A 24,682-nucleotide genomic window follows, 5' to 3' on the forward strand; every position below is an offset into this window, starting at 1 on the left:
CTAGTTTTTGGGGTGGATCGTCAGTCCGTCGCTCCACCCTCATACCATCAACACACCTTCACGGTTGCAAATTCCCAAGGCGCTGGCGCGGCGTGTCACAATCCCTATTTTCGTCGCACGACTCAGGAACATGTACCGTGCGTTCTGAAGTCGGGAGGATCACCCGTGGGACAAGACAGCCGCATAGAATGGACTCACCACACATTCAATCCTTGGTGGGGGTGTACCCGAGTCTCTCCTGCATGCAAGTACTGCTACGCGGACAGTTGGGCTCAACGCTTGGGCTTAGATCTTTGGGGCGACGCTGCAGGGCGAAGATTTTTCTCTGACGCACACTGGCGGGAGCCGTACAAGTGGAACAAGGCGGCCGAAGCCAAAGGTGAAAGACGCCGAGTTTTCTGCGCATCGATGGCTGACTTGTTTGAGGACCGCGACGAGCTCAATCCTTGGAGGGAACGTCTCTGGCCGATCATTGAAGAGACCACGTCCCTTGATTGGCTACTCCTAACTAAGCGGCCCGAATTGGTTAAAAGCATGGTTCCGTGGAAGCGAAAATGGCCGTCTAATATTTGGTTAGGAACGACAGCCGAAAACCAAGTGTGGGCGAAGGAACGCATTCCTCATTTGCTGAAGATCCCGGCGCGCGTTCGCTTCGTTTCCTGCGAGCCCCTTCTCGGTCCACTCAATCTACAGAAATGGCTGTCCGCACCGGGCGAAAAGAAGGGCCTGCATTGGGTCATCGCTGGCGGCGAATCTGGCTCCAAGGCGCGCCCGATGAATCCAGAATGGGCCGAATCATTGCGTGATCAGTGCCTTGAATCGGGCACGGCATTTCACTTCAAGCAATGGGGGCACTGGGGACCGGAATCGGCAGCAGATCGAAAGGCCGTTCAATTTGTCGAGATGATTGACTCGAATCATCAACCGATCGTATTGTATAAACTCGGAAAGCATGCAACTGGCCGCCACCTCGCGGGTCGCACATGGGATCAATTCCCTGAGCCGGACACACAAGCATGAAATATAGACGATACGAGATAGACGAGAAGACCAGTCCGCTTTTCGACGAACTTCCACTACCTTCACTTGCGGAAGTCGAAGCAGGCATCAATCAGATTCAATTTCAAGGCTTGCAGGCTCCAGTATGGACCGAGCATAAAGCAAAACTGATCGCACTGTATCTCAAGTATTTCGTCTATGTTACGAAGCACGGAACATATATAGATGGGTTCTCCGGCCCCCAGGAACCAGACGTACCCCACTCATGGTCAGCAAAGCTAGTCTTGGAGGGCCGGCCGGCGTGGCTGAGACATTTTTTTCTATGCGAACTCGACGACGAGAAAGTGTCTGCCCTGCGCCAGTTGGCCGAAGATGAAAGCGGGGTAGGAAAACGCAGCATTCAAATACTCCCAGGGGATTTCAACGTACAAATCGATAAAATCCTAGACGGCGGCACGATCACTGAACGCGAGGCAACCTTCGCTTTACTCGACCAACGCACCTTTGAATGTCACTGGTCCTCGGTACAAAAACTGGCTCGCCACAAGCAAAGCTCAAAAATCGAGTTGTTTTATTTTCTAGCGGTCAAATGGATTCATCGCGCCCTCGGGGGAACTGGCGATGCGGGCGCTGCCGACGTTAAGGCGTGGTGGGGCCGCGATGATTGGCCGAACCTCAAGGGTGTGAGCCAAGATACCCTTCGCGATCTCATGCGTGACCGCTTCCTTACCGAGCTGGGATACAAATACGCGTACGCTTGGCCGATATACCAACGCAGCGGCGCAAATGGCGCGGTCATGTATTACATGATTCACGCCACCGATAACGATGACGCACCGAAATTGATGTACAGGGCATATCGCAGAGCAGTTGCCGACGTGCCACCGTACGAGCAACTAAATCTCGAGCTTGACGAATAAAATCTCCGCTCCGCCCACATTCCACCTCGCTTCACATAGGCTAGAGCTGCATAACCAAGGTGCATAAAACTGCATAACAAAATCGCCCCGTCGACCATCGCGCGGACCACGTCGGCCGGTCCGTAGCGCCCAGCGCATGAGTGCATAAAAGCCGTTCGTATTTGCGGGCAGGTGGGGCGGGGGCACAACTGCGCGCATGAATTCGCATCGCTGCGCACCAAAACGCACGATTTCCGCGCGCCGCGAATCGCCCAGAACCCCGCACCACAAGGGCCGCCGAGCTGGTCGGCCGAGTGCACAAAAACCACCCTGCCAAGCGAAGCGCGCAGGCGGGGAGGGGACCGCGCAGCGGCGGCCGCAGCGCAGGCCGGCATCCCCTCCCCCCATCCCCCATCCCCCGGATGCCGGCCACGGCCACACGACAGCCTCCGCGCGCCCTTCGCAGCAAGGCGTCCGACCCTGAACTACCCCGCGCCGGCCAACCGGCTGTAGCGCCTCTATTCGCGCGGGCGCCAGACGCAAAAAAAGGCCGCGCCCGGTTGCCCGGTGCGCGGCCCTGCCGCATGACTTCGAATCGCCGTGTGCGCTACACGGTCGCCGGCGCCGGCGGAATCTCGTAATCGTCGAACACCACGACCTCTTCGCCGAGCCAGTCGTTCAGCTCGGCGAAGCGGGCCTGCAGCGGCTTGATTTCGTTCCGGCCGAACACACGCGCGGCCGTGTCCGGTGTGCCGAACCCGCCCGAGTTGCTCGGCACGATGCCGAGCAGTTGCGGCGGCACGCGATGCGCGGCAAGCAGGTCGTCGCGCGTCACGTTCTTGATGTTGAAGAACTCGTCCTTCGCCGCGACCTCGGACACCGGAATGAGCTGGATGCCGTCCTTCTTCCCGCCCGGCGCGTACATGAACACGTTGCGGAAATTGCCCGGCCCCTTCGCGTTCTTCAACGCCGTGCGCATGTTGTCAACATCCTCCTGTTTCTGCGCCGCATCGGTCATGTAGAGGATGAAACCGGCATGGCTGCCGTTTTCGTAATACTTCCGCCGGAACAGCGTCGACGACTCGTTCAGCCAGGCCGAGTGAAGCGAGCTGAGATATTCGGGCAGGCCGTACACCTCCTGGTTGATGTCCGGTCGCATGAGCTGGAACACGCTGCCAGGCTCGAACTCGTGCTTGTCCTGCCAGCCGTTCACGTACACGAAGCCGCTGAAATCTGCCTTGCGCCGTGTGTATTTCGCCAGGGCGGGTTCGAGCCGCAGCGTGTCGCCGAGCTGATTGCGGCGGCGTTCCAGGTAGCCGTTGCCGAACGTCAGGAAGTCGAGCGCCCATCGCTCGAACGCATGCCGCGACAGCCACCTATGCGGCCGGAACGTCGACGCCAGCACGTTCGCCTTGAAGTACAGCGCGGAGCTGTGGTGCGTGCTCGCGCGGAACGACTTCGCCAGGCCGGCAAAGCTGACGGGCGGCTCGAACCAATCGCCGTTCGACCAGCATTCGACGTAATCGAGAATCTCGGCCCGGTTCATGACGGGCGTGGGATCGTCGAAGGTGAAGACCTCGGCGCGCGCCGGCGCTGCGCCGGCGGCACCCGAATCCGGCGCGGCCGCGAACGTGCGCGGCGCGCGCGATCGGCGCTTGCTCATGAATAGAACTCCGTGAAAGATGAAGAATTGATATCGCCGCCGGCGAGCGGCTCGCGGTCGATCGCGTGCAGGCACGCCCACGCCAGGTCGGCGTGGCCCGTCTCTTCGTTGCGGTCCGCGGTGTATGTTGCGTGGCGGCCGCTCGCCGTCATGGTCTGTTTGATTCCCATGAACGCCGCGGCCAGGTCGGTCCATCCTGCGTCGAATTGCAGGCGTCCGTTGCGGACGACGGATTGCCCCTTCAGCACGAGGCGGGTTTTCACCTCGGGCGAGTAGTTCAACGCGACGGCCGCCGGGTAGAACTTGCGCACGAGCTGATAGACGCCCTGCCCCATGCCCGTCGTGTCGATCGCGATATAGCCGACGTTGTAGCGCTGCGTGATCTGCTCGATCGCCGCAGCCTGTTCCTCGAAGTCGTTGCCGCGGAACTGGTGACGTTCGAGCACGCGGAACGTCCCACCCTCGACACGCGGCGGCGCCACGACGACGAGACCGGCCGAATCGCCGGTCAGTGCCGGATCGTAGCCAACCCACACCTCACGATAGCCGAACGGGCGCAGCAGCATCGGCGAGAAGTCGTCTGCCCATTCCTCCCATGAGTCGACCATGCAGCGCTGCAGCTCGGCCAGCTTGAACACCGACACCGAATCGTCGATGAACTGGCACATCAGCAAGTTCGCGAAAGCCTCGGCGCTGTACCGGCGCCGCAGCCTCTCCAGGTCGAACAAGTCGCAGCCGCCCTCGATCGCATCGAGTACGGTAACGATCTGACGCCACTGCTCGTCTGCGCCCAGCATGCCGCGCACGAGCGCTTCGTGGCTCGTGTCGATCTGGATACGATCGCCAGGCGCGCGCCCGCGATTCGCATCGGCGCCGCTCCAGAACGCGTAAGCTTCATGGGTCGTACTCGACGGCGTACTGAAGTAGGTCAGCCGCCAACGTTTGTGCATCGCCATGCCCGACGCAACGGTATTCAACTCGCGGAACTTCGGCACCCAGAAATATTCGTCGAAATACAGGTTGCCGTGATACGACTGCGCGGTGCGCGAGTTCGTCCCCAGGAAGTACAGCGTCGCGCCGTTCGGCAGAATGATCGGATCGCCCGTCAGTTCCACGTCGGCCACGTCACGCGCGAACTGCACGATGTACTGTTTGAAGACGTGCGCCTGTGCCTTGCTGGCCGACAGAAAAATCTGGTTCCGACCGGTATCGAGCGCGTCGACGAATGCCTCGCGGGCGAAATACCAGGTCGCGCCGATCTGGCGTGACTTCAGGATATTGCGCGTCTGCTGATCGCCGTTGCGATACCAGACCTTCTGATAGTCGAACAACGATTCGCGGAACGCCTTCACGATCCGCTCTTCCTGTTCCGCGCTGATTTCGTTGCGCGGCGGCTTACGCTTCGGTCCCGCATTGCGCGCGGCGATGTTCGGGTTCAGGTCGCTCTCCTTCCCCGTTTCCCCGTATTTCTGCACGCGTGCGAGCCGCTCGATCTGCCGGCCGAGCAGGTCGATTTCCTTGTAGTCCGCGCCGTCCTTCTTGTCCTTCGCGATCAGGACCATCAAGCGCGTTTCGGCGGCCGCCTCGATGCGCTCGATCGGCGTCGCCTCCTTCCATTTGTCACGACGGCACCACGATGCCACGGTCGCCGGCTTCAGTTCGAGATGCCGCGCGATCGACGAGATGCGCCAGCCTTGCCAGTAGAGCGAGCGCGCGATTTGTCGCACGTTCGTTTCGCGTTGAATTGAGTCTGTCGTTTCGAGCATGCGGCAAGCGTAGGGCGACGCGCGCGCGCGATCACGCGGAGCACTGCGTACCCATGCGGGCAACACACGCCGTTCGTTGAGCCGTGACGCGTGAAGGTCGAACATGAGAACCACGCTCACTCAACCACGGTTCGACCTCAATCCATGGCAACCAACAAGACGAAATTTTTCCGCGTCGCGGTCGAAGGTGCGACCGTCGACGGTCGCGAAATCAAGCGTGAATGGCTCACGCAGATGGCGAAGAACTACAACCGCGAACTGTACGGCGCACGACTGAACATCGAACACCTGAAGGGATGGGCGCCGCTCTCGGCGACGAACCCCTTCGGCGCGTACGGCGACGTGATCGCACTGAAGGCAACCGAGATCGAAGACGGTCCGCTGAAAGGGAAGATGGCGCTGTATGCGCAAATCGACCCGACCGACGATCTGGTCACGCTGTCGAAGAAGCGGCAGAAGATCTTCACGTCGATCGAAGTCAATCCCGATTTCGCAGACATCGGCGAAGCGTATCTGGTCGGCCTGGCCGCGACCGACGACCCGGCGAGCCTCGGCACCGAAGCACTGCAATTCGCGGCGCGCCGTTCGAACAACCTGTTCTCGGCCGCGTGCGAAACGTCGATCGAGTTCGAAAGCGAACCCGAATCGACGAGCCTGCTGTCCATCGTGAAGGGCATGTTCGCGCGCAATCGCACGACCGACGACCAGCGCGACGCTGACGTGCGCCGCGCCGTCGAAGAAGTCGCTGGCTTCGCCAGCCAGCAGGGCCGCGACATCGCCGCGCTGCGCGTCGACCTCACCGCCGCACAGAAGCGCGCCGACGAAGCGGTCGCCGCCGTCGAAGCTCTGACCGCGAAGCTGTCGGCAACCGATAACGGCGCGCCACGGCGTCAGCCGTCGACCGGTTCGACTGGCGAGCTCGTGACCGACTGCTGACCCGTCCACGCCCACACCCCGGAGAACCCACCCCATGAAGAAGGAAACGCGTCTGGCGTACCGGAAGTACGCCGCGCAAATCGCAAAGCTCAACGACACCGACGACGTGTCGCACAAGTTTGCTGTCGAACCGTCCGTCCAGCAGACGCTCGAAACCAAAATCCAGGAATCGAGCGCGTTCCTGAAGAGCATCAACATCCTGCCCGTAACCGAGCTGGAAGGCGAAAAGCTCGGCCTGTCCGTGTCCGGTCCGATTGCGAGCCGCACCGACACCACGAAAACTGCGCGCCAGCCGGTCGACCCGACCGCACTCGACAGCAACCGCTACCGCTGCGAGAAGACCGACTACGATACGGCCATCCCGTACCGCAAGCTCGACGCCTGGGCGAAGTTCCCCGACTTCCAGCAGCGCATCCGCGACGTGATCGTGAACCAGGCCGCGCTCGATCGGATCATGATCGGCTGGAACGGCGTGCACGCGGCGGCGGATACCGACAAGGCTGCGAACCCACTGTTGCAGGACGTGAACATCGGCTGGCTGCAACAGTATCGCGAGCGCGCGGCGCAGCGCGTGCTGCACGAAGGCACGAAACAAGCCGGCAAGGTGCTCGTCGGTAAGGCCGGCGACTACGAGAACATCGACGCACTCGTGATGGACATCGTGTCGTCGATGATCGATCCGTGGTTCCAGGAAGACACGAGCCTCGTCGTGATCTGCGGCCGCGAGCTGCTGCACGACAAGTACTTCCCGATCGTCAATGCGACTCAGGCACCGACCGAGCGCCTCGCGGCCGACCTGATCGTCAGCCAGAAGCGCATCGGCAACCTGCCGGCCGTGCGTGTGCCGTTCTTCCCGAAGCGCGCACTGATGGTGACGAAGCTGTCGAACCTGTCGATCTACTACCAGGAAGGCGCACGCCGGCGCACGTTGAAGGAAGTACCGGAGCGGGACCGAATCGAGAACTACGAATCTTCGAACGACGCGTATGTCGTCGAAGACTTCGGGTGCGGCTGCGTCGCGGAAAACATCGAGCTGGTGGCGGCATGACGATCAACACGCCCGCTCGCGCGCACTTCGCGCGTGTGTCGGCCGCCCGCGCGGCGGCCGCGACGGCGCCCGGTCAGACGATGGCCGGCGCGACGCCCTACGAGCTGATGCTCGCGAAGCTCGCGGCCGACCGCCGCGCCCTGAAGGGCGTGCAGTCGGTCGCCCGTAAGGTCGAGCTGAAGCGGAAGTTGCTGCCGGAGTACGCCGACTACGTGGCGGGCGTGTTGAACGGCGGCCGCGGCGCCCAGGACGACGTACTCGTGACGATCATGGTCTGGCGCATCGACGCCGGCGACTACGACGGTGCGCTCGCGATCGCCGCGTACGCGCTCACGCACGGCCTCGCGCTACCCGACCAGTTCGAACGGTCGCTCGCGTCCGTCGTCGCCGAGCAGTTCGCCGATGCCGCGCTGGCCGCGTTCCTGGAGCGAAGCACGTTCGACGCAGCCAGCCTGGAGCTGGTCGACGAGCTGACGGCCGACGCGGACATGCACGACCAGGTGCGCGCGAAGCTCTGCAAGGCGCTCGGCTATGCCGTACAGGAAGCCGATCCGCCGCGCGCCCTCGACTATCTGCGCCGCGCGCTATCGTTGAACGACCGCGTCGGCGTCAAAAAAGACATCGATCGGCTCTCGAAGCTGATCGAAGCCACGGGCCGTCAGGGCGACGGCGCCGAAGGCACGTAAAGAGCCCACCCCGGCATGGCGGCACCGGCGCCCAGGCCCAACGCCTGACGGTAACGGACCTTGTGCGCCGGTCCACCGCCATCAATCCCGAATTCACCATGAACAGTTTCGTTGCCACTGCTGCGCCCGCCGTCGCCTCGTCGCCGATCGACGGCACGCTGACGAACGACGGATTCTTTCCGGACATCGACCTGTCAGCGCTGCGCGACGCGATGCGCCTGGACGGCACCGTGACGCGCGAACGGCTGGCCCATGCCGCGCGCGACGCGATGCTGACCGTCAACGACGAGCTGCGCGCGTGGCGCGCTCGACAGCGGGCAGCCGGCGCCGCGTCGCTCGCTGACGTGCCGGCCGAGCGCGTCGACGGTGAGTCCGTCCTCGCGTACCGCTACCGGCGCGCCGTCTATCACCTGGCGCACGCAGACGTGACCGAGAAATACCGCGGCTTCGATTCGACGAAGAGCGGCGGCCAGGTGGCGACCGAGCTGGCCGTGACCGCCGACGAGTCGCGCCGCAACGCGCGATGGGCAATCAGCGACATCCTCGGCGCCGCACGCTCGACCGTCGAGCTGATCTGATGAAAGTCGCCGCGCTTCAGGGTGAAACGCTCGACGCCCTTTGCTGGCGCTACTACGCCAGCACGGCCGGCACTGTGGAAGCGGTCCTGGAAGCCAACCCCGGCCTCGCCGAGCTGGGCGTCGTGTTGCCGATGGGAACCGTCGTCGACATGCCCGAGCTGAACACGATCGAGCAGACGAAACCCCTCCTGCAACTGTTTGACTGACCTGGAATTGTCCTGATGGCTGAACCGAACACCACTACCGCCGCAGCGCTGGCCGCCGCGATCGGCCTGGCCGGCATCGCGCCGGGCATCGACGGCGACGCGCTGATCGGCGCATTCGCCGGCGCGGCGCTCGTCGTCGTCACGTCGAAAGACCTCGGCATCGGCCGCCGCGCCGCGTACATGCTCATCTCGCTCGTCATGGGCTATCTGGCCGCGCCGGAAATCACGCACATCGTGCCGGTTCGCTCGTCGGGCGTCGCCGCTTTCTTCGCCGCTGCCCTCGTCATCACGGTCACGCTGACGCTGATGGAGCGCGTGAAAGACATCGACTTCGGCGCGCTGATCCGCAGGGGGAAATGACATGCACCTGTCGTTTGCCCTGGTCGCGCTCGCCGCGCACGTGGCCGTCATCCTGCGCGTGCTGACCTACCGCAAGAACGGCGCGCGGCACCGCTCCCACGTCGCCTGGACCGCCTGGCTGATCGTCGCGATCTCCGGCGGCTCGGCGATCGAGCTGCTCATTCACCCGAAGCCGGTCGGCTTCTTCCAGGCCGCGCAGGCCGTGTTGCTGGCCCTGTTTGTCTACCTCGCGCGCGGCAACGTCGCGCGCCTTCTCCGGAGCAACGAAGCATGAACACCCTTCGTTTCAACAGTCGCGGCGCCGAAGTCGGCGTGCTGCAGCAACGGCTCGTGCGCGCCGGCTATCCGATCGACGTCACGCATCTCTATGACGAAGCGACCGAGCAGGCCGTGAAGGCGTTGCAGGCAGCGGCCGGAATCGTCGTCGACGGAATCGCCGGCCCGAACACCTATGCCGTGTTGTCGGCCGGCCAGCGCGACCGCAAGCACTTGACCGAAGCGGACATCGTCCGCGCCTCAGACAAGCTCGGTGTCTCGCCGGCATGCGTGCGCGCCGTCAACGAAGTCGAGTCACGCGGCTCGGGCTTTCTGGCGGACGGCCGGCCCGTGATTCTCTTCGAGCGGCACGTGATGTACAACCGCCTCGTCGCGGCGAAGCGTGCCGTCGACGCAGCGAGCGCAGCGCAGCGCTTTCCGAACGTCGTCAGCGCGAAGCCGGGCGGATACCAGGGCGGCGCAGCCGAATATGTGCGACTCGACACCGCCGCGCGCATCGATGCGGCTATCGCGTACGAATCGGCGAGCTGGGGCTCATTTCAGGTGATGGGCTATCACTGGGAACGCCTGGGCTACTCGAGCATCGACGAGTTCGTTGCCCGGATGGAGACGAGCGAAGGCGAACAGCTCGACGCGTTTGTGCGGTTCGTCGCCTCCGACTCGTCGCTGCGCACGGCGTTGAAGAATCGGAAGTGGGCTGCATTCGCGAAGGGCTACAACGGCGCGGACTATGCGCGCAACCTCTACGACGCGAAGCTCGCCCAGGCATACGAACGATATGCCGGCACGAAGGCGGCCGCGTGACCATGCCGAGCCTTCGCTACTGGCTGGCGCTCGCGGCGCTCGTCGCGTCGTTCGCCGGCGCGCAATATGTGCGCGCGCTGCAGGGACGCCTCGCGACGGCGCAGGATGCCGCCCGGCAGGCGAAACAGGGCATCGATGCGCGCGACGCCATCATTGGCCGGCTGCTCACCGATGCCCGTGAGAAAGACGAACAGCGCGCGCAGCTGGACCGCACGCGCGTCGCCGTCGACGCGACGCTTGCCGCGTATCAATCGCAACTCCGGAAACTCATCGATGAGAACGAAGCCGTCCGCGAATGGGCCGTTACTCGCCTGCCTGACGATGTTGTGCGCTTGCACAGCAGCCCCGCCCTCACCGGCGCCGACGATTACGCTCAACGCGTGCGCAGCGGTGACGCGTTGCACTCTGCCGGCGGCACACCCGCAGACGAACGGTGATCTGAGCGACGCACTGACCGCCGCGCGGGCGGCATGGGCTCGCTGTGCCGCCGAAGTCGACATGATTGCCGCCTGCCAGGCGAAGACACACGCACCCGCCCATGATTAAACCAACCAGCCTACGTGCCGCACTCGTCGCCGCGCTCCCGCAGCTCGCCGCAGCGCCCGACCAGCTCGCCGTCTTCATCAACGACGGCCACATCGTGGCAACCGGCACGCGCACGCCGTCATTCGAATACCGGTACGAGTGCGAGATCCTGATCCGCGAGTTCATCGGCAGCGCCGACGATGTGATGATCGCCGTCGTTGAATGGGCGCGCGCGAACCAGCCCGACCTCGTGACGAACGCCGACCAGCGCCGCGACGGGATGACGTTCATCGCCGACATCCTCGCGAACGATGCGGTTGACCTCTCGATCAAGCTGAAGCTGACCGAAAGCGTTGTGGTCGGAACGGACCACGCCGGCCGCCGTACGGTCGAACACGTCGACGACGCGGCCGAGCATTGGGTGGCGTGATGGACGACGATCTGCGTGCGCTCGAAAAGTGGGCCGGCGGGCTGCTCGCGAAGCTCGCGCCGGCAGCTCGTCGGCGACTATTCCGCGAGCTGGGGCGAGACATGCGCCGCGCGCAACAGGCACGCGTTGCCGCGCAGCAGAACCCGGACGGCAGCGCCTATGTCCCGCGCAAGATCAAGAAGGGCGGCAAGGGATTGCGCGGCAAGGTCGGCCGCATAAAGCGGCAGGCGATGTTCCGCAAGCTGCGTACCGCCCGTTATCTGAGGATCGATGTCGACGACACGGGGCTCGCCATCGGCTTCGACGACCGCCTCTCGCGCATCGTCCGCGTCCACCAGGAAGGCCAGAAAGCCCCCGTCGAGCCGGGCGGCCCGCTCGCACAGTATCCGGTGCGCGTCGTGCTCGGCTTTGCCACGGCCGACCGCGAGCTCGTGCGCGACCGGCTGCTACGCTACCTGAACCGCTGAATCGTTCACGGCGGCCAGGCGCATCGACGCGATCGTGTGATATGCCTGGTTCGTCTCACATCCGACCCACTGCAGGCCGGCTTCGCGTGCCGCGACCAGGAACGTCCCGGAACCGGCGAACAGGTCGCACACGACCCCGCCATCCGGCACCAGGCGCACCACGTCGCGCGCCAGCTCGATAGGCTTTTCCGTGACGTGTTGCTTCGGAAGCGTCAGGCGCGTCGGGAACACGCCAGGCAGGTACACGTCGCTTTCGTTCATCGGCCCGCGGCTCGCCCATACGATGAATTCGGCCTGTTGCGCGAACCCACCTCGACGCGGCCGCGTACGACCAGGCGTCTTGTCCCATACAGCGATGCCGCGCAGCGTCAGGCCGGCCGCCTGCACCACGTCCGTCAACGTTGCGAGCTGGCGCCAGTCGATGAAGCAAACGAGCAGCGCACCGTGCTTCATCGCACGGCGGCACTCGGTCAGCCAGGCATGGCACCAGAACGACCAGGCGCGTTGGTCCATGTTGTCGCCTTCGAAGTCGGTATAGACCGCCTTCGTGTCGCTGTTGATGTACTTCCGGCTCGGCGCGCGCGTTCGCGCGGACAGGTGCAGGCCACCCGACGCGTACGGAGGATCGGTGAATACCAGGTCGACGGACTGATCCGGTAGCGTGCGCGCCAAGGCGAGTGCGTCGACGCGATGGAGCTGGTTGAGCATCGGGGTAATGTCGGCCGCGGGCGCGGCGTCGGAAATGTGAATCGTCATGGTTCAGAGGCAGCGTGAAAGGGGTGCGCGCGACGTTGCGAGATGCGTCATCGAGCGTGTAATGCCGATTGTCGACGCACGTGTGCGCGCGCGCGCGACGAGCATGCTGTACCCGCGAGCACGACATTTGCCTTCGCTCGCGTCACGCGCGGGCGGCCGGCAACATGGTCGGCATGGATGCGAATGAAATTCAACGTCAGGCACGCAACGCCGTGCGCAAGGGCTCGATTCTCGATGTCGATCACGGCGCCGGCCTCTGCCGCGTCGCGGTCGGCGAGTCCGACGACGACGGCCTGCAAACCAACTGGATTCCCTGGCTCTCGCCGGCAGCCGGCGGCACGCGTGAATGGCTGCCGCCGACGAAGGGCGAGCAGGTCGTACTGCTCGGCCCAATGGGCGACTTCGCACAGGCTGTCGCACTGCGCGGGATCTACTCGGACGCCGCCCCGGCACCGGACAATTCCCCGAACACCCACACCCGCGTCTACTCGGACGGCGCACGCATCAGCTACGACCATGCGGCGCACGCGCTGACGGCTGAGCTGCCGGACGGCGCAACCGTGCGCGTCGTCGCACCGGGCGCCGTCGTCGTGCAGACGAAGGACGCGACGGTGCAAGCTGAACACATCCTGCTCGACGGCGACGCGACCGTGACGAAATCGCTGACCGTGAAAGGCCCGTTTGCCTTCGAATCCGGCATGACCGGCAAGGGCGGTGACGGCGATGCCGTGATGAAGATCAACGGCCGCGCCGACTTCACGGGCGACGTGACCGCCGGCGGCGTCAGCCTCATCGAGCACCCGCACCAGGCGCAGGGCGAATTCGCGCGCACCTCGAAACCAATTCGGAGCGGCGCATGAAGGGCATGAACGCTGTCACCGGTCGCGCGATTTCAGGCGTCGACCACCTGTCGCAGTCGGTCGGCCGGATTCTGACGACCCCGCTCGGCTCATGCATCCAGCGCCGTTCGTTCGGTTCGGAATTGCCCGACCTAATCGACGCGCCGACCAATGGCGCGACGCGCATTCGCCTTTATGCGGCCGCCGCGACCGCGCTGATGCGGTGGGAACCGCGGCTGACGGTCACCCGCGTGCAGCTCGTGGCCGATGCTGACGCAGCATTCGCCGGCGAGCAGCTCATCGACATCGAAGGATGGACCGACGAGCGCGACGAACCCGTATCGCTGCGCGTGCCCGTGTCGAACGGAGTCGCGGCATGAGAACGACACCGATCGACCTGTCGCAACTGCCGGCACCCGATATCGTCGACCCGCTCGACTTCGAAACTGTGTTCGCGGAACGCAAAGCGCGACTCATTTCCTTGTATCCGGCCGATCAGCGCGCCGAGATCGCGGCCACGCTCGCGCTCGAATCCGAACCGCTGACCCGTTCGTTGCAGGAGAACGCGTATCGCGAAGTGCTGCTGCGCCAGCTCATCAACGACAAGGCGCGCGGCATCCTGCTCGCGTACGCACGCGGCACGACGCTCGAACACATCGCGGCCCTCTTCGATGTTGAACGTCTGGTCGTATCCGCCGGCGACCCTGAAAACGGCATCGATCCGGTCTACGAAGATGACGACAGCCTGCGCGAGCGCGTGCAGCTCGCGCCGCGCGGCTTCTCCGTCGCCGGTCCTGAAGAGGCGTACGTGTTCCATGCGCGTTCGGCCGATGGCCGCGTGCTCTCTGCCGCCGCGTTCAGCCCAGAGCCGTGCGTGATGGTCGTCACGATCCTGTCGCGCGAAGGCGACGGGACGGCGAGCGACGAGCTGATCGAGATCGTAAAGAAGAACCTGGAAGGCAAGCGGCCGCAGACCGACGAAGTGATCGTGCAGAGCGCGAAGATCGTGCGCTACGCGATCCGCTCGACGCTGCGCTTCTTCTCCGGCCCGGATCGCGCCGTGGCGCTCGCGGAAGCGAAGAAGCGCACGGCGAAGTTCGCCGCCGACATGCACCGCATCGGCATGGAAGTGACCGTTGACGGCCTGCATGCGGCGATGCGCGTCGCAGGCGTGCAGAAGGTGCTGCTCGACTCGCCGACCGGCGGCGTCACCGTAACGGGCGAACAGGCGCCGTACTGCACAGGAATCGAACTGATCGACGGCGGGGTCGCAGATGAATAAGCCGATGCCCTCGTTGCTGCCGCCGAACGCGACCGCGCTCGAACGGCGCCTGGCAGAGACCAACGCGCGAATCAGCGGCATCCCGGTCGACATCGGCACGCTGATGGACCCGGACGCAATCCCGCTGGCGTTCCTGCCGTGGCTCGCCTGGCACGTCGGCGTCGAGACATGGAAGGATTACTGGCCCGACCAGGTCAAGCGCGCGCGCGTGAAGACCGCGATCCGCATTGCGCGCATCAAGGGCACTGCCGAAGCCGTGCGCCAGGTCTGCGCGTCGTTCGGCGCGAACGTGGCGATGCGCGAATGGTTCGAGATGACCCCGCGCGGCAAGCCCGGCACGTTCGAAATCGTGCTCACGGTCGGCACTCGCGACGGCGTGCCGGCCACGGCCGAATACGTCGCCGACATACGCGCGGAAGTCGATCGCGCAAAGCGCGGTACCGCGCACTACATTTTCAAACAGGGGTTTGGCGCGACCGGAACGCAACGCGTCGGCGCCGGCGCGTGCGCGGCGATCTACTGCCGCCTGTCCCTCTCGGATACCTGAACATGGCTGGGAACCTGATCAATATCACCGACGCCGGCCGCGCTGCGCTCGTCGCAGCGGGCAACACTGGCACCGTCGCACGCCGAGTCGTCGAAATCGGTCTCGGCACGGCTGCGTTCACGTTCGACAAGGGTATGAAGACCCTGCCGAACGAGCGAAAACGTGTGACGACGTTTGGCGGCGAAAATGTCTCGCCGGACACCGTGCATGTCGTCATCCAGGACGACTCGAACGACCGGTATTCGCTGTACGCATACGGCCTGTACCTGGACAACGGCGTGCTGTTCGGCGTCTACGTGCAGAACACACCGATTCTCGAAAAATCGCCGACCGCGATGCTGCTGCTCGCGAGCGATATCGTGTTCGCGTCGATCGACGCTGCGCAGCTCCAGTTCGGCCCCGCGACGTTCCTGAATCCGCCCGCGACGACCGAACGTAAGGGCGTCGCCGAACTGGCGACGCAGGCCGAAGTCGACGCAGGTATCGACGACACGCGCATCGTCACCCCGAAGGGCGCAGCGATGCGCTACATGCCGTTCACCGGCGGCCGCTTCACCGGACCGATCAAGATCGCAAAAGGCACCGACGCAATTCCCGACGATGGTTCCAGCGTCTTGCAGGCCATTGGCAATTCGCGCACGACCGGTACAACGTACTTCGGGCCGGACGCAAAGTCCGGGCGCGCCCACACGGACGACGGACGCTTCTACCTCACGAGCGACGGCGACATGGCAGTAGGGCCGGGCTCCGCGGGAAAACTACTGCTGACATCTGGAAACGTCCAGCGCGTCGCGGTGACGCCGCAGGGGCGGACGCTGGTCGGCAAGCGGCTGTACGACGACGGTGAAACGGCGATGCAGGTCATGCCGGAAGGCACCGAAGGGTATGCCTTCGCAGTCCATCGCGCGAATGCTGACGGCCATCCGCAGACGATCATGATCGGCGCATCGCCGAGCGCCACGACCAGAAACGAAAACGTAATCGAATCGCGATCCGCTCTGGACAATGCGAAACCCCTGGTGCTCAGTGCAACGAGCGACGTCAACAATGCCGAACCGAGCCGCGGCGTCGTCGCGATCTGGATGCAAGTCCTGGGGCAGACGAAGGCCGTGCTAACCAAGGATGGTGAATTCCTGCTCGGGGTTGGCACGTACGCGACCGGGCCGGCGCAGCTCCAAGTCAGCGGTGCAGCGCGCTTCGGCGGGCAAATCTGGCGCGGACTCACGAACACGATGCTGGTCGGTTCGTCGGACAGCGCTGGAATTCAGAACGCGGGAACCGGCGGCGACGCTGCCGTGAACAACGCGCGCTTCAGCGCGGATCAGGTCGGTGCGATGCTCAACCTCGGCAAGTCGCGCGGCACGAAAGTCGGCGAGCAAGCCGCGGTAGCCGCGGGCGACGAGCTCGGCCGTGTCGACTTCGCCGGTTCGGACGGCGAGCGGATCGTGCCGGGGGCGCGAATCCAGGCCATTGCCGAATCGGGATTCGCCAAGACTTCGCGCGCCGCTGCCCTAGACTTTTCGACCGTTGCTAGCGGTTCGACGAGCGCTGTCGTGCGCGTTCGAATCAGCACATCGGGCCGGACGTTGTTCGGTACGACCCAAGACAACGGCCGGGACATCATCCAGGCGAAGGGCTCGATTTCCGCCAGCAACGGCGTGATCAGCATGGGTATCGACACGGCCGGCGGCGGCCAGCTTCGCGCTGTGAGCCAGGACTACGGCGCGTTCATTCGGAATGACAACCGCGACGCGTGGCTTATGTCGACGGACGCGGGCGACCCGTTCGGGAAGTACAACAATTTCCGCCCGTTCCAATGGTCGCTGATCAACGGCAACGTGACGATCGACGGAACTGGCCTCGGGACACGCCTCGGCGGTGACGTGGGAATCAGCAAAAACCTGAGCGTTACCGGCGTCGGCTACTTCGCGGGGGGCTCGGGCACGGCGAGGTCGTACGGTTCTGGCGTCATCCTCGGCGCCAACACGGGCGGCGACGTTGTCCTGAAGTGCGCGAACGCCGACGTCGACATGAAGATGTGGGACATGCAGTCCAACGAATCGCAGTTCAACATGCGCGCCGTCGACGACCAGTGGACACGCGGTATCCCGTTTCTCACGGCGACGCGCGAGAACAAGAGCACCGCGATTCGCTCTCTGGCGCTCGTACCCGCCGGCGGACGCGTACAGGTTGCCGGTGCGCCTGACGACGGTTCGTCTGCGCTGGCGGTGCGTGGCTCGGTCAAGGGCGTCAACTCGGCCGGCGCGCTTGTTGCGTCGAACGGTGGCGGCTCTGGTCAAACCTCCATTCATCTGCGGCGCGACGGTGCGCCCGCCGACCAGAAGACCTGGGAACTGATGACGGGAGGCGATGGTTCGCTGACGCTCCGCACAGTGAACGACGCGTACTCGAACTCGCAGACAGCAATCAGCGTCAGCCGCGCGTCGAGCTATAGCCTGGGCGCAATGCAACTGATGCCGCAAGGCGGCCGCGTCATGGTCGGACCTGCCAAAGACGACTCGTCCGTCCTTCTCAACGTCGGCGGTATGGTCGCGGCAAGCGCCCCGCCAGCCGGCGACAACTCCAACAAGCTTGTCACCTCGGCGTGGGTAACGGCCGCAATCCTGAATTCGCAGGTTGGCCAGATTGTCTGGGAGGCGCGCACCGGCGTGCGAGCGGGTTACCTGAAGCTGAACGGCGCCGAGCTGAAGCGTGCTGACTACCCGGCACTGTGGGCGTACGCGCAGGCAAGCGGCGCACTCGTGTCACAAGCCGACTGGCTAAACGGTCGCTGGGGTTGCTTCTCCACTGGTGACGGCACGACAACCTTCCGCCTGCCCGAGATGCGCGGTGAATTCATCCGCTGTTGGGCCGACGGCCGCAATGACATTGACCCACAGCGCGCGATCGGCTCATACCAGGGCGACCAGAACCGTTCGCACGTGCACGGCGCAAGCGCCAGCGAAGTCGGCGACCACGTTCACTCAGCGTGGACGGACGCGCAAGGGCAGCACAACCACCCGCTCCACGACCCCGGCCACGCACACGGCGTGCGGATGGGTCGTGTCGGTGTCGTCGCAACGTCCTACGGACAAGGCTGGGGACCGTACAACTGGGACCGCCAGGACATGCACGGCACCGAAGGCGCCGGCACCGGGATCTGGCTCGACGACGCTGGCATTCACGGCCACAACGTTGGAATCGGCGGCGCCGGCCGTCACAGCCATGGCATCACCGTCAACGCGGACGGCGGCAACGAAGCGCGACCGCGCAACGTCGCGCTGCTCGCGATGATCCGCGCCTACTAACTCACTGACCTCGAAACATGCTGATTCACCACTACAGCCCGTCGACCGGCGAATACCTGAGCAGCGGCCAGCCTGACGCCGATCCGCGCAACGATGAACGCTGGCTCATCCCGGCATCGGCGACGCTCGATGCACCGCCGCCGCGCACGCCGACGACCTGGCCGTTCTACCGTGACGGCGCCTGGTTCCTGCTGCCCGATTTCCGCGGTCGCCTCTGCTATCGCACGGATACCGGCGAGCCTGTCGAAATCGCCGTCGCCGGCAAGACGCCTGACGACCTCGGTCTCACGACCGAGCCGCGACCGTCGTCGCGTCACGCATGGATTGACGGCACCTGGGCGGTGCCCCCTGAACTGATCGAACGCGAGACGCTCGAAGCGGCGATGGCTGAATTCGAACGGCTCATGGACATCGCGCGTCGTGCAAACGCCGGCAAGGCCGACGCATACGCCGCTGGTCTGCTCGACGATGAAGCCGCTTACTACTTCAAATCCTGGTCCGCTTACCAGATGGCACTCGTGTCTGCGATCAGCGCGGAGACATTCCCGGACGCCATCGCATGGCCTGCCACGCCGACACCCTACGTGCCGCCGCCCGCGGATGTACCAGCGTCCGACGCGTCGGCAACGGAAAACTGAATCTCGCGGGCTCGCTCCCGTTTCCCCTCACCTGTCTACACATAGGAGCTGCACACCATGCCGCAGGATTACCACCACGGCGTACGCGTCATCGAAGTCAACGAAGGCGGCCGGCCGATTCGCACGATCTCCACGGCCGTGCTCGGCATCGTCTGTACCGGCGCCGACGCCGACGCGGAGACGTTCCCGCTCGACACGCCGGTATTGCTGACGAACGTCATCGCCGCCATCGGCCGCGCCGGCACGAAAGGCACGCTGCGCCGCACGCTCGACGCAATCGGCAAGCAGACGAAACCCGTTACGGTCGTCGTGCGCGTTGCCGAAGGCAAGGATGCCGACGAGACGACCTCGAACGTCGTCGGCACCGTCACGCCGGACGGCAAATACACCGGCATGAAGGCGCTGCTGGCCGCCCAGGCAAAGCTCGGCGTGAAGCCGCGCATCCTGGCCGCGCCCGGCCTCGACACGCAGCCCGTCGCGGCAGCATTCGCGACGGTCGCGCAATCGCTGCGCGCGTTCGCCTACGTGGCCGCGCATGGCTGCAAGACGAAGGAAGAGGCGGTCGCGTACCGCAAGCAATTCGGCCAACGCGAAATCATGGTGATCTGGCCGGACTGGCTCGGCTGGGACGACGTGACGAGTTCGACCGTCACCATCCCGGCGCCAGCGATCGCCGCGGGCCTGCGCGCGAAGATCGACAACGACATCGGCTGGCACAAGACTCTGTCGAACGTCGTCGTCAACGGCGTGACCGGCATCAGCGCGGACGTGTCGTGGGATCTTCAAGACCCGGCGACGGACGCCGGCTATCTGAACGAGAACCAGGTCACGACGCTCGTGAACCGGAACGGCTTCCGCTTCTGGGGCTCGCGCACGTGCGACGCGGACGGCAAGTTCTTCTTCGAGAACTACACGCGCTCCGCGCAGGTGATCGCCGATACCGTCGCGGAAGCACAGATGGGCGTCGTCGACGGGCCGCTCAATCCGTCGCTCGCGCGCGACATCATCGAAAACATCAACGCTTGGTATCGCGGCCGAATTTCGAACGGCTATTTGATCGGCGGCGGCGCCTGGTACGACCCGGAGCCGAACACGACCGACGAGTTGGCGTCGGGTGGCATGTACATCGACTACGACTACACGCCCGTGCCGCCGCTCGAAAACCTGAAGCTGCGCCAGCGCATCACCGATCGCTATCTCGCCGACTTCGCCTCGCGCGTGTCGGCCTAACCAGGAGTCACACACATGGGTATGCCCCGCAAGCTGAAAGGCTTCAACCTGTTTCACAACGGCACCAACTTCGTCGGCGAGACGAAGGAAATCCAGCTCCCGAAGCTGTCGCGAAAGATGGAGGATTACCAGGGCGGCGGCATGAGCGGCCCGATTCCGATCGACTTCGGCCAGGAAGCGATCCAGCTCGAATGGACGTGCGGTGGCTTCATGGAGGACGTCGTTCGCATGTACGGCATCACCACGCACGATGGCGTGCAACTCCGTTTCTCCGGCGGCTACCAGCGCGAAGATTCGAAGACCTACGATTCCGTCGAAATCGTCGTGCGCGGCCGCCACAAGGAAATCGACATGGGTTCCGGCAAGCCGAAGGAGGACACCGATTTCAAGGTCACGACTGCCGCGAGCTACTACAAGCTGTCCATCAACGGCCAGGAGCTGATCGAGATGGATTTCATCAACATGATCGAGCGCATCAACGGCAACGACCTGCTCGCCGGCCTGCGCAAAGCAATCGGCCTGTAATCCATAGCCCGCGAGCTGCGCGCAAGTTCAATCGCTTCACATCGACACAAGGAATCGACCATGCATCAACACAACGTTTCGGCGACGGGCCAACACGATCACAGCGCGTCCGCTGACGGCAACCACGCGCACGCGGTCCGTCACGATGGACTGGGGCAGCATACTCACCCGCTCCACGATCCCGGCCACTCCCACAGCGCTCACGCGCACACCCTCGCCGACACCGCCACGGCCGGAATCGCGGCGCCGGCCCCGAACACGCACACGTTCGACACGCCGATCGTGCGCGGAGAACAGACCATCACGCACGTGACGCTCGCGAAGCCGTCCGCCGGCGCACTGCGCGGCACGTCGCTCGCTGCGCTCGTGAATCTCGACGTGGATGCGCTGCGCAAGGTACTGCCGCGCATCAGCACACCGACGCTGACCGAGATGGACGTCACGTTGATGGACCCAGCCGACCTCGTGGCATTGGGGGGTATCTTCGCCGGTTTTTTGATGCCGAAGGCGCTGAAAGCGAGCATGGAATCCCAGACCGCGTAGAGGACGCGATGGCCGATGTCGCGACGGTGTTCGGTTGGACACCGCGCGACATGGACGACTACTCCCTTTCTGAGCTGATGGATTGGCGCGAGCGCGCCCGGATACGTAGCGGACACGAGTAACGATGGACAACGCCCTGAAACTGCGCGTCATGTTCGACATGGTCGACAACTGGACGAAGCCCCTGCGAAACATGCTGAACAGCAACAAGGGGCTGGCGCAGTCACTGAAAGCGACGCGCGGCGAGCTTGCCGAACTCGGCAAGCAGCAGAAGGCCGTCGCTTCGTTCCGTGAGATGCGCACCGGGCTCGCCGACACCACGAAGAGGCTCGGCGCGGCGCAATCCAACGTAAAGGCGCTCGCCGGCTCGCTGCACGCGTTCGGTCCGCCGACCCGGAAAATGGTCGACGATCTGGCGCGCGCGCGTCAGGCGGCCTCGCGGCTTCGCGCGGAGCAGAAGAAACAGACGGCCGCCGTCGACGAGATGCGCGGCCGGCTGTCGCAGGCTGGCATCGAGACACGCAACCTCGCGCAGCACGAGCGCGCGCTGCGCACGAACATCGCGGCGACGACGGCCACGATGCAGGCGCAGACGCGCCAGCTCGAAGCCATGTCGGAACGTGAGAAGAAGCTCGCCGCAGCGCGCGGCAAGATGCAAGCGATGCAGGGCGTCGCCGGCGGCATGGCGATCGGCGGCTATGCCGCCCGCTCGACCGGCATGCGCGTACTCGGCGGCCTCGATGGCACGCTCGACGAAGCGAAGAAGATGACGAACGAGCGCGCGCGCATCACGGCGCTCGGCCTCGGCGACCAGGCAACGCAGGACGCCGAGAAGTACGTGCGCGCGATGAAAATGATGGGTGTCAGCACGTCCGACAACATGACGCTGATGCGTGACGCGCTGTCGATCTTCGCGGACGAGCACCACGCGCAGATGGTCATGCCGACGCTCGCGAAGATGAAGTTCGCAAACGAAGCGCTGTTCGGTGCCGAAGATGCGCACGCGAACGAAGAGAAGTTTATGAACATGCTGAAGGTGATCGAGCTGCGCGGCGGCACGAAAGACGAAGCAACGTTCAAGAACGAAGCGAACATGGTGCAGAAGGTGCTGTCGGCAACCGGCGGCCGTGTCGGCGGCGACGAGTGGCGCAACTTCATCCAGACCGGCGGCGTCGCCGCGAAGCAGATGCGCCAGGACGCGTTCTATTACCAGATGGAACCGCTGATTCAGGAAATGGGCGGCCACGGCGTCGGCACGGGCCTCATGTCTGCGTACAGCAACGTCTACCAGGGCAAGACCACCGTGCGCGCGGCGCAGGAGATGATGAATCTCGGCCTGGTCGACAAGAAGAACGTCGAGTACAACAAGATCGGGATGATCAAGCGGATCAAGCCGGGCGCACTGCTCGGCGGCGATCTGTTCAAGGCGTCGCCGCTCGAATGGCTGGAAAAGGTGCTGCTCCCGCAGATGGCGAAGAAGGGCATCACCGATCCGGACAAGGTGAAAGACATGATTTCGACGATCTTCACCAACCGGACGGCCGCGAACTTGTTCTCGACCATGTACATGCAGCGGGAACAGATTCACAAGAACGAAAAGCTCAACCACGGCGCATACGGTATCGACGAAGCGGCGCAGCTCGGTGCGCAGCAAACCCAGGGCAAGGAAAACGACCTGCTCGCGAAGGGCCGCGACCTGCGCCGCGAGATCGGCGAGCGCGTCGCACCGCTGTACAACGCGGCACTCGACAAGACCCGCGAGATTCTCGGCAGCCTCATCGATCTGATCCAGCGCCACGGCGCCGCGGCGAAAGTCATTCTGTCCGTGCTCGCCGCGTTCGCCGCGCTGCTCGTCGTGATGGGTACGTTCACGATCGTGCTCGCGGGCATCCTTGGGCCGCTCGCGATTGTGCGTTTCAGCATGGCGACGCTCGGCATCCAGGGCAGTTTCCTGGCGCGCACGCTCGGCGCGAGCGCCGCAGGCTTCGGCAAATTGTCGGGTGCTGCGTCCCGATTCTCGGTCGTCGGGAACACCGCGCGCGGGACCGCCGCACGCATGCGCTCCGCACTGGCCAGCGCCTGGTCGGCTTCGTCCCCGCGCGCGGCCTGGACAACGTTGCTCGGTTATGCGCGGACGCTGCGGGAAGGCATTCCGGCCGCAGGTCGCGCGGCCGTATCGACTGTCGCGCAGTGGGGCCGTACCTCAGTCTCGTCGATGAAAAACGGGTTGCTCGCAGCACGGCAATACACGACACAGGTATGGCGCGCAGTCGCCGCGCAGGCGGCCGCGTCGCGCACGGCCGTCGCCTCCCGCTGGACCGCTGCCCGGCAGTATGCCGGCCGCCGCGGCATCGCGGGTATGTCGGTCGACGCACTGAAGGGCGCCGGCGGTCTCATCAAGGGCGGTGCGGTCGGTGCAATCAACGGCGTCGGCGCCGCGCTCGGCGGGCTCGCCCAAACGCTGATGTTCGTCGGTCGCGTCGCGCTCGTGAGCCCGGTCGGCCTCGTCATCACCTCGATCGCGCTGGCCGCGCTGCTGATCGTTCGATACTGGGAGCCGATCAAGGCGTTCTTCGCCGGCTTCTGGCAAGGCTTGACCGAAGGTCTGCGACCGCTCGCACCGATTTTCAGTCGGGTGTTCGGCGTGCTCGGCGCGATGTTCGAACCGCTCAGACCCGCATTCAACTGGCTGATGGATGCCATCAAGGGCGTGTGGGACTGGATTACCCGCCTGCTGGGGCCAGTCGACGCCAGCAAGGAAAGTCTCGACAAGGCCAGCAACGCCGGTCGGGGCTTCGGTGAATGGCTCGCGAACATCATCGTCGTGGCCGCTAAGGTCGCCGCGAAAATGGCCGAGTTCGGGGCCAATCTCATTTCCGGCCTGGTCAACGGTATCAGGAACGGACTCGGCGCCGTGAAGGAGGCCATCACGAACGTCGCCAACTCGACTGTCACGTGGTTCAAGGAAAAGCTCGGCATCCACAGCCCGAGCCGCGTCTTCGCCGAGCTAGGCGGCTTCGTGGGCGAAGGTGCGGCGCTCGGCATGTCCGGCCAGCAGCGCAGCGTCGCGCGCGCGGCGCTCGGGCTCGCGACAGCCGCCGTTGCCGGATTCGGGACGCCTGCGCTGTCGACGGCCGCGCCGATCGTGCATGCGCCCGTGCCGATCGATCGCCGCCCACCGATCGCGGCCGCCGGTCCGATCGCAGCATCGGCTGCATCGGCTTCCGCGCCGGCGTCGATCGTCATCAATATCTACCCGCAGGCCGGCGACGATCCGCGCGCCATCGCGCGCGCCGTGGCCGCCGAGCTGGATCGGCGCGAACGCGCGCAGCGTGCGCGCGCCGGTTCGCGCCTCTCCGACTGACATATAG

The 24,682-nt window shown here is 64.6% G+C and carries 27 protein-coding genes and 1 pseudogene; 25 read left to right on the top strand and 3 right to left on the bottom strand.

Annotated elements, in window-relative coordinates; all coding sequences use genetic code 11:
• The first annotated feature begins 165 nt into the window (after window positions 1-165).
• Window positions 166-1,020, top strand: coding sequence for a DUF5131 family protein (locus BST28156_RS24570; protein WP_081074425.1), 855 nt, complete (start codon window positions 166-168; stop codon window positions 1,018-1,020).
• Window positions 1,017-1,919, top strand: a complete 903-nt coding sequence (gene tcmP / locus BST28156_RS24575) for a three-Cys-motif partner protein TcmP (protein ID WP_059603573.1) — start codon at window positions 1,017-1,019, stop codon at window positions 1,917-1,919. The genes BST28156_RS24570 and tcmP overlap by 4 nt, the downstream gene beginning before the upstream one ends.
• A gap of 586 nt (window positions 1,920-2,505) precedes the next feature.
• Here tcmP and BST28156_RS24580 read toward each other — a convergent pair.
• The gene (locus tag BST28156_RS24580; protein ID WP_059603575.1) at window positions 2,506-3,561 is read right to left on the bottom strand and encodes a phage portal protein; all 1,056 of its coding nucleotides are present in this window, start codon (window positions 3,559-3,561) and stop codon (window positions 2,506-2,508) included.
• Window positions 3,558-5,327 (bottom strand): terminase ATPase subunit family protein, encoded by a 1,770-nt coding sequence (locus BST28156_RS24585; protein WP_059603578.1) that lies wholly within the window; start codon window positions 5,325-5,327, stop codon window positions 3,558-3,560. The genes BST28156_RS24580 and BST28156_RS24585 overlap by 4 nt, the downstream gene beginning before the upstream one ends.
• Before the next feature lie 144 nt (window positions 5,328-5,471).
• Between BST28156_RS24585 and BST28156_RS24590 the strand changes: the two genes are divergently transcribed.
• From BST28156_RS24590 to BST28156_RS24640, 12 genes and pseudogenes are all read left to right on the top strand, one after another.
• The gene (locus BST28156_RS24590; RefSeq protein WP_174903563.1) at window positions 5,472-6,263 is read left to right on the top strand and encodes a GPO family capsid scaffolding protein; all 792 of its coding nucleotides are present in this window, start codon (window positions 5,472-5,474) and stop codon (window positions 6,261-6,263) included.
• A gap of 34 nt (window positions 6,264-6,297) precedes the next feature.
• Complete coding sequence (locus tag BST28156_RS24595; protein ID WP_059603586.1) at window positions 6,298-7,311, top strand: phage major capsid protein, P2 family; 1,014 nt, start codon at window positions 6,298-6,300, stop codon at window positions 7,309-7,311.
• The gene (gene gpM, locus BST28156_RS24600) at window positions 7,308-7,997 is read left to right on the top strand and encodes a phage terminase small subunit (RefSeq protein ID WP_059603589.1); all 690 of its coding nucleotides are present in this window, start codon (window positions 7,308-7,310) and stop codon (window positions 7,995-7,997) included. Before BST28156_RS24595 ends, gpM begins: the two co-directional genes overlap by 4 nt.
• A gap of 98 nt (window positions 7,998-8,095) precedes the next feature.
• On the top strand, window positions 8,096-8,575 hold the full coding sequence (locus BST28156_RS24605; RefSeq protein WP_059603592.1) for a head completion/stabilization protein: 480 nt from the start codon (window positions 8,096-8,098) through the stop codon (window positions 8,573-8,575).
• Window positions 8,575-8,781, top strand: coding sequence for a tail protein X (locus BST28156_RS24610; protein ID WP_059603595.1), 207 nt, complete (start codon window positions 8,575-8,577; stop codon window positions 8,779-8,781). The genes BST28156_RS24605 and BST28156_RS24610 overlap by 1 nt, the downstream gene beginning before the upstream one ends.
• 15 nt (window positions 8,782-8,796) lie before the next feature.
• Window positions 8,797-9,141 carry a putative holin gene (locus tag BST28156_RS24615; RefSeq protein ID WP_059543853.1) on the top strand — a complete coding sequence of 115 codons (345 nt, stop codon included), beginning with the start codon at window positions 8,797-8,799 and terminating at the stop codon, window positions 9,139-9,141.
• Window position 9,142: 1 nt separating this feature from the next.
• Window positions 9,143-9,415: a phage holin family protein gene (locus BST28156_RS24620; RefSeq protein WP_059603599.1), complete on the top strand. Its 273-nt coding sequence runs from the start codon at window positions 9,143-9,145 to the stop codon at window positions 9,413-9,415.
• Window positions 9,412-10,221, top strand: coding sequence for an N-acetylmuramidase domain-containing protein (locus BST28156_RS24625; protein ID WP_174903564.1), 810 nt, complete (start codon window positions 9,412-9,414; stop codon window positions 10,219-10,221). Before BST28156_RS24620 ends, BST28156_RS24625 begins: the two co-directional genes overlap by 4 nt.
• 2 nt (window positions 10,222-10,223) lie before the next feature.
• Window positions 10,224-10,574 (top strand): annotated as a pseudogene (gene lysB, locus BST28156_RS34830) (Rz-like lysis system protein LysB); the annotation flags it as partial.
• Window positions 10,495-10,767: an Rz1-like lysis system protein LysC gene (gene lysC, locus BST28156_RS24630; RefSeq protein WP_217451819.1), complete on the top strand. Its 273-nt coding sequence runs from the start codon at window positions 10,495-10,497 to the stop codon at window positions 10,765-10,767. The pseudogene lysB and the gene lysC, both read left to right, overlap by 80 nt.
• The gene (locus tag BST28156_RS24635; protein WP_059603608.1) at window positions 10,760-11,176 is read left to right on the top strand and encodes a phage tail protein; all 417 of its coding nucleotides are present in this window, start codon (window positions 10,760-10,762) and stop codon (window positions 11,174-11,176) included. The genes lysC and BST28156_RS24635 overlap by 8 nt, the downstream gene beginning before the upstream one ends.
• A complete protein-coding gene (locus BST28156_RS24640; protein WP_081074426.1) occupies window positions 11,176-11,643 on the top strand; it encodes a phage virion morphogenesis protein in 468 nt (155 codons plus the stop codon). The genes BST28156_RS24635 and BST28156_RS24640 overlap by 1 nt, the downstream gene beginning before the upstream one ends.
• Here BST28156_RS24640 and BST28156_RS24645 read toward each other — a convergent pair.
• Entirely contained in the window at window positions 11,623-12,399 is a 777-nt protein-coding gene (locus BST28156_RS24645) for a DNA-methyltransferase (protein ID WP_059603611.1), read from the bottom strand. The two genes, BST28156_RS24640 and BST28156_RS24645, sit on opposite strands and share 21 nt — an antisense overlap.
• A gap of 173 nt (window positions 12,400-12,572) precedes the next feature.
• Here BST28156_RS24645 and BST28156_RS24650 point away from each other — a divergent pair, with 173 nt between their 5' ends.
• The 11 genes from BST28156_RS24650 to BST28156_RS24700 all read left to right on the top strand — a co-directional run bounded on the left by BST28156_RS24650 (window position 12,573) and on the right by BST28156_RS24700 (window position 24,675).
• Window positions 12,573-13,259: a phage baseplate assembly protein V gene (locus tag BST28156_RS24650; RefSeq protein ID WP_059603712.1), complete on the top strand. Its 687-nt coding sequence runs from the start codon at window positions 12,573-12,575 to the stop codon at window positions 13,257-13,259.
• A complete protein-coding gene (locus BST28156_RS24655) occupies window positions 13,256-13,618 on the top strand; it encodes a GPW/gp25 family protein (protein ID WP_059603613.1) in 363 nt (120 codons plus the stop codon). Before BST28156_RS24650 ends, BST28156_RS24655 begins: the two co-directional genes overlap by 4 nt.
• On the top strand, window positions 13,615-14,520 hold the full coding sequence (locus tag BST28156_RS24660) for a baseplate J/gp47 family protein (RefSeq protein WP_174903565.1): 906 nt from the start codon (window positions 13,615-13,617) through the stop codon (window positions 14,518-14,520). The genes BST28156_RS24655 and BST28156_RS24660 overlap by 4 nt, the downstream gene beginning before the upstream one ends.
• Entirely contained in the window at window positions 14,513-15,067 is a 555-nt protein-coding gene (locus tag BST28156_RS24665; RefSeq protein ID WP_174903566.1) for a phage tail protein I, read from the top strand. The genes BST28156_RS24660 and BST28156_RS24665 overlap by 8 nt, the downstream gene beginning before the upstream one ends.
• 2 nt (window positions 15,068-15,069) lie before the next feature.
• Window positions 15,070-18,375 carry a phage tail protein gene (locus BST28156_RS34835; RefSeq protein WP_254596421.1) on the top strand — a complete coding sequence of 1,102 codons (3,306 nt, stop codon included), beginning with the start codon at window positions 15,070-15,072 and terminating at the stop codon, window positions 18,373-18,375.
• Between the two features lie 17 nt (window positions 18,376-18,392).
• On the top strand, window positions 18,393-19,013 hold the full coding sequence (locus BST28156_RS24675; RefSeq protein WP_174903567.1) for a tail fiber assembly protein: 621 nt from the start codon (window positions 18,393-18,395) through the stop codon (window positions 19,011-19,013).
• Window positions 19,014-19,070: 57 nt separating this feature from the next.
• Entirely contained in the window at window positions 19,071-20,243 is a 1,173-nt protein-coding gene (locus tag BST28156_RS24680; RefSeq protein ID WP_174903568.1) for a phage tail sheath protein, read from the top strand.
• A gap of 15 nt (window positions 20,244-20,258) precedes the next feature.
• The gene (locus BST28156_RS24685; protein WP_059603628.1) at window positions 20,259-20,768 is read left to right on the top strand and encodes a phage major tail tube protein; all 510 of its coding nucleotides are present in this window, start codon (window positions 20,259-20,261) and stop codon (window positions 20,766-20,768) included.
• 237 nt (window positions 20,769-21,005) lie between these two features.
• Window positions 21,006-21,311 carry a phage tail assembly protein gene (locus tag BST28156_RS24690; RefSeq protein ID WP_059603716.1) on the top strand — a complete coding sequence of 102 codons (306 nt, stop codon included), beginning with the start codon at window positions 21,006-21,008 and terminating at the stop codon, window positions 21,309-21,311.
• 8 nt (window positions 21,312-21,319) lie between these two features.
• Window positions 21,320-21,433 carry a GpE family phage tail protein gene (locus tag BST28156_RS24695; RefSeq protein ID WP_081056330.1) on the top strand — a complete coding sequence of 38 codons (114 nt, stop codon included), beginning with the start codon at window positions 21,320-21,322 and terminating at the stop codon, window positions 21,431-21,433.
• A 2-nt stretch (window positions 21,434-21,435) separates the two neighbouring features.
• Window positions 21,436-24,675, top strand: a complete 3,240-nt coding sequence (locus tag BST28156_RS24700) for a hypothetical protein (protein WP_174903569.1) — start codon at window positions 21,436-21,438, stop codon at window positions 24,673-24,675.
• The last annotated feature ends 7 nt before the right edge of the window (window positions 24,676-24,682 follow it).

It is taken from the genome of Burkholderia pseudomultivorans (assembly GCF_902499075.1).
Lineage (GTDB): Bacteria > Pseudomonadota > Gammaproteobacteria > Burkholderiales > Burkholderiaceae > Burkholderia > Burkholderia pseudomultivorans.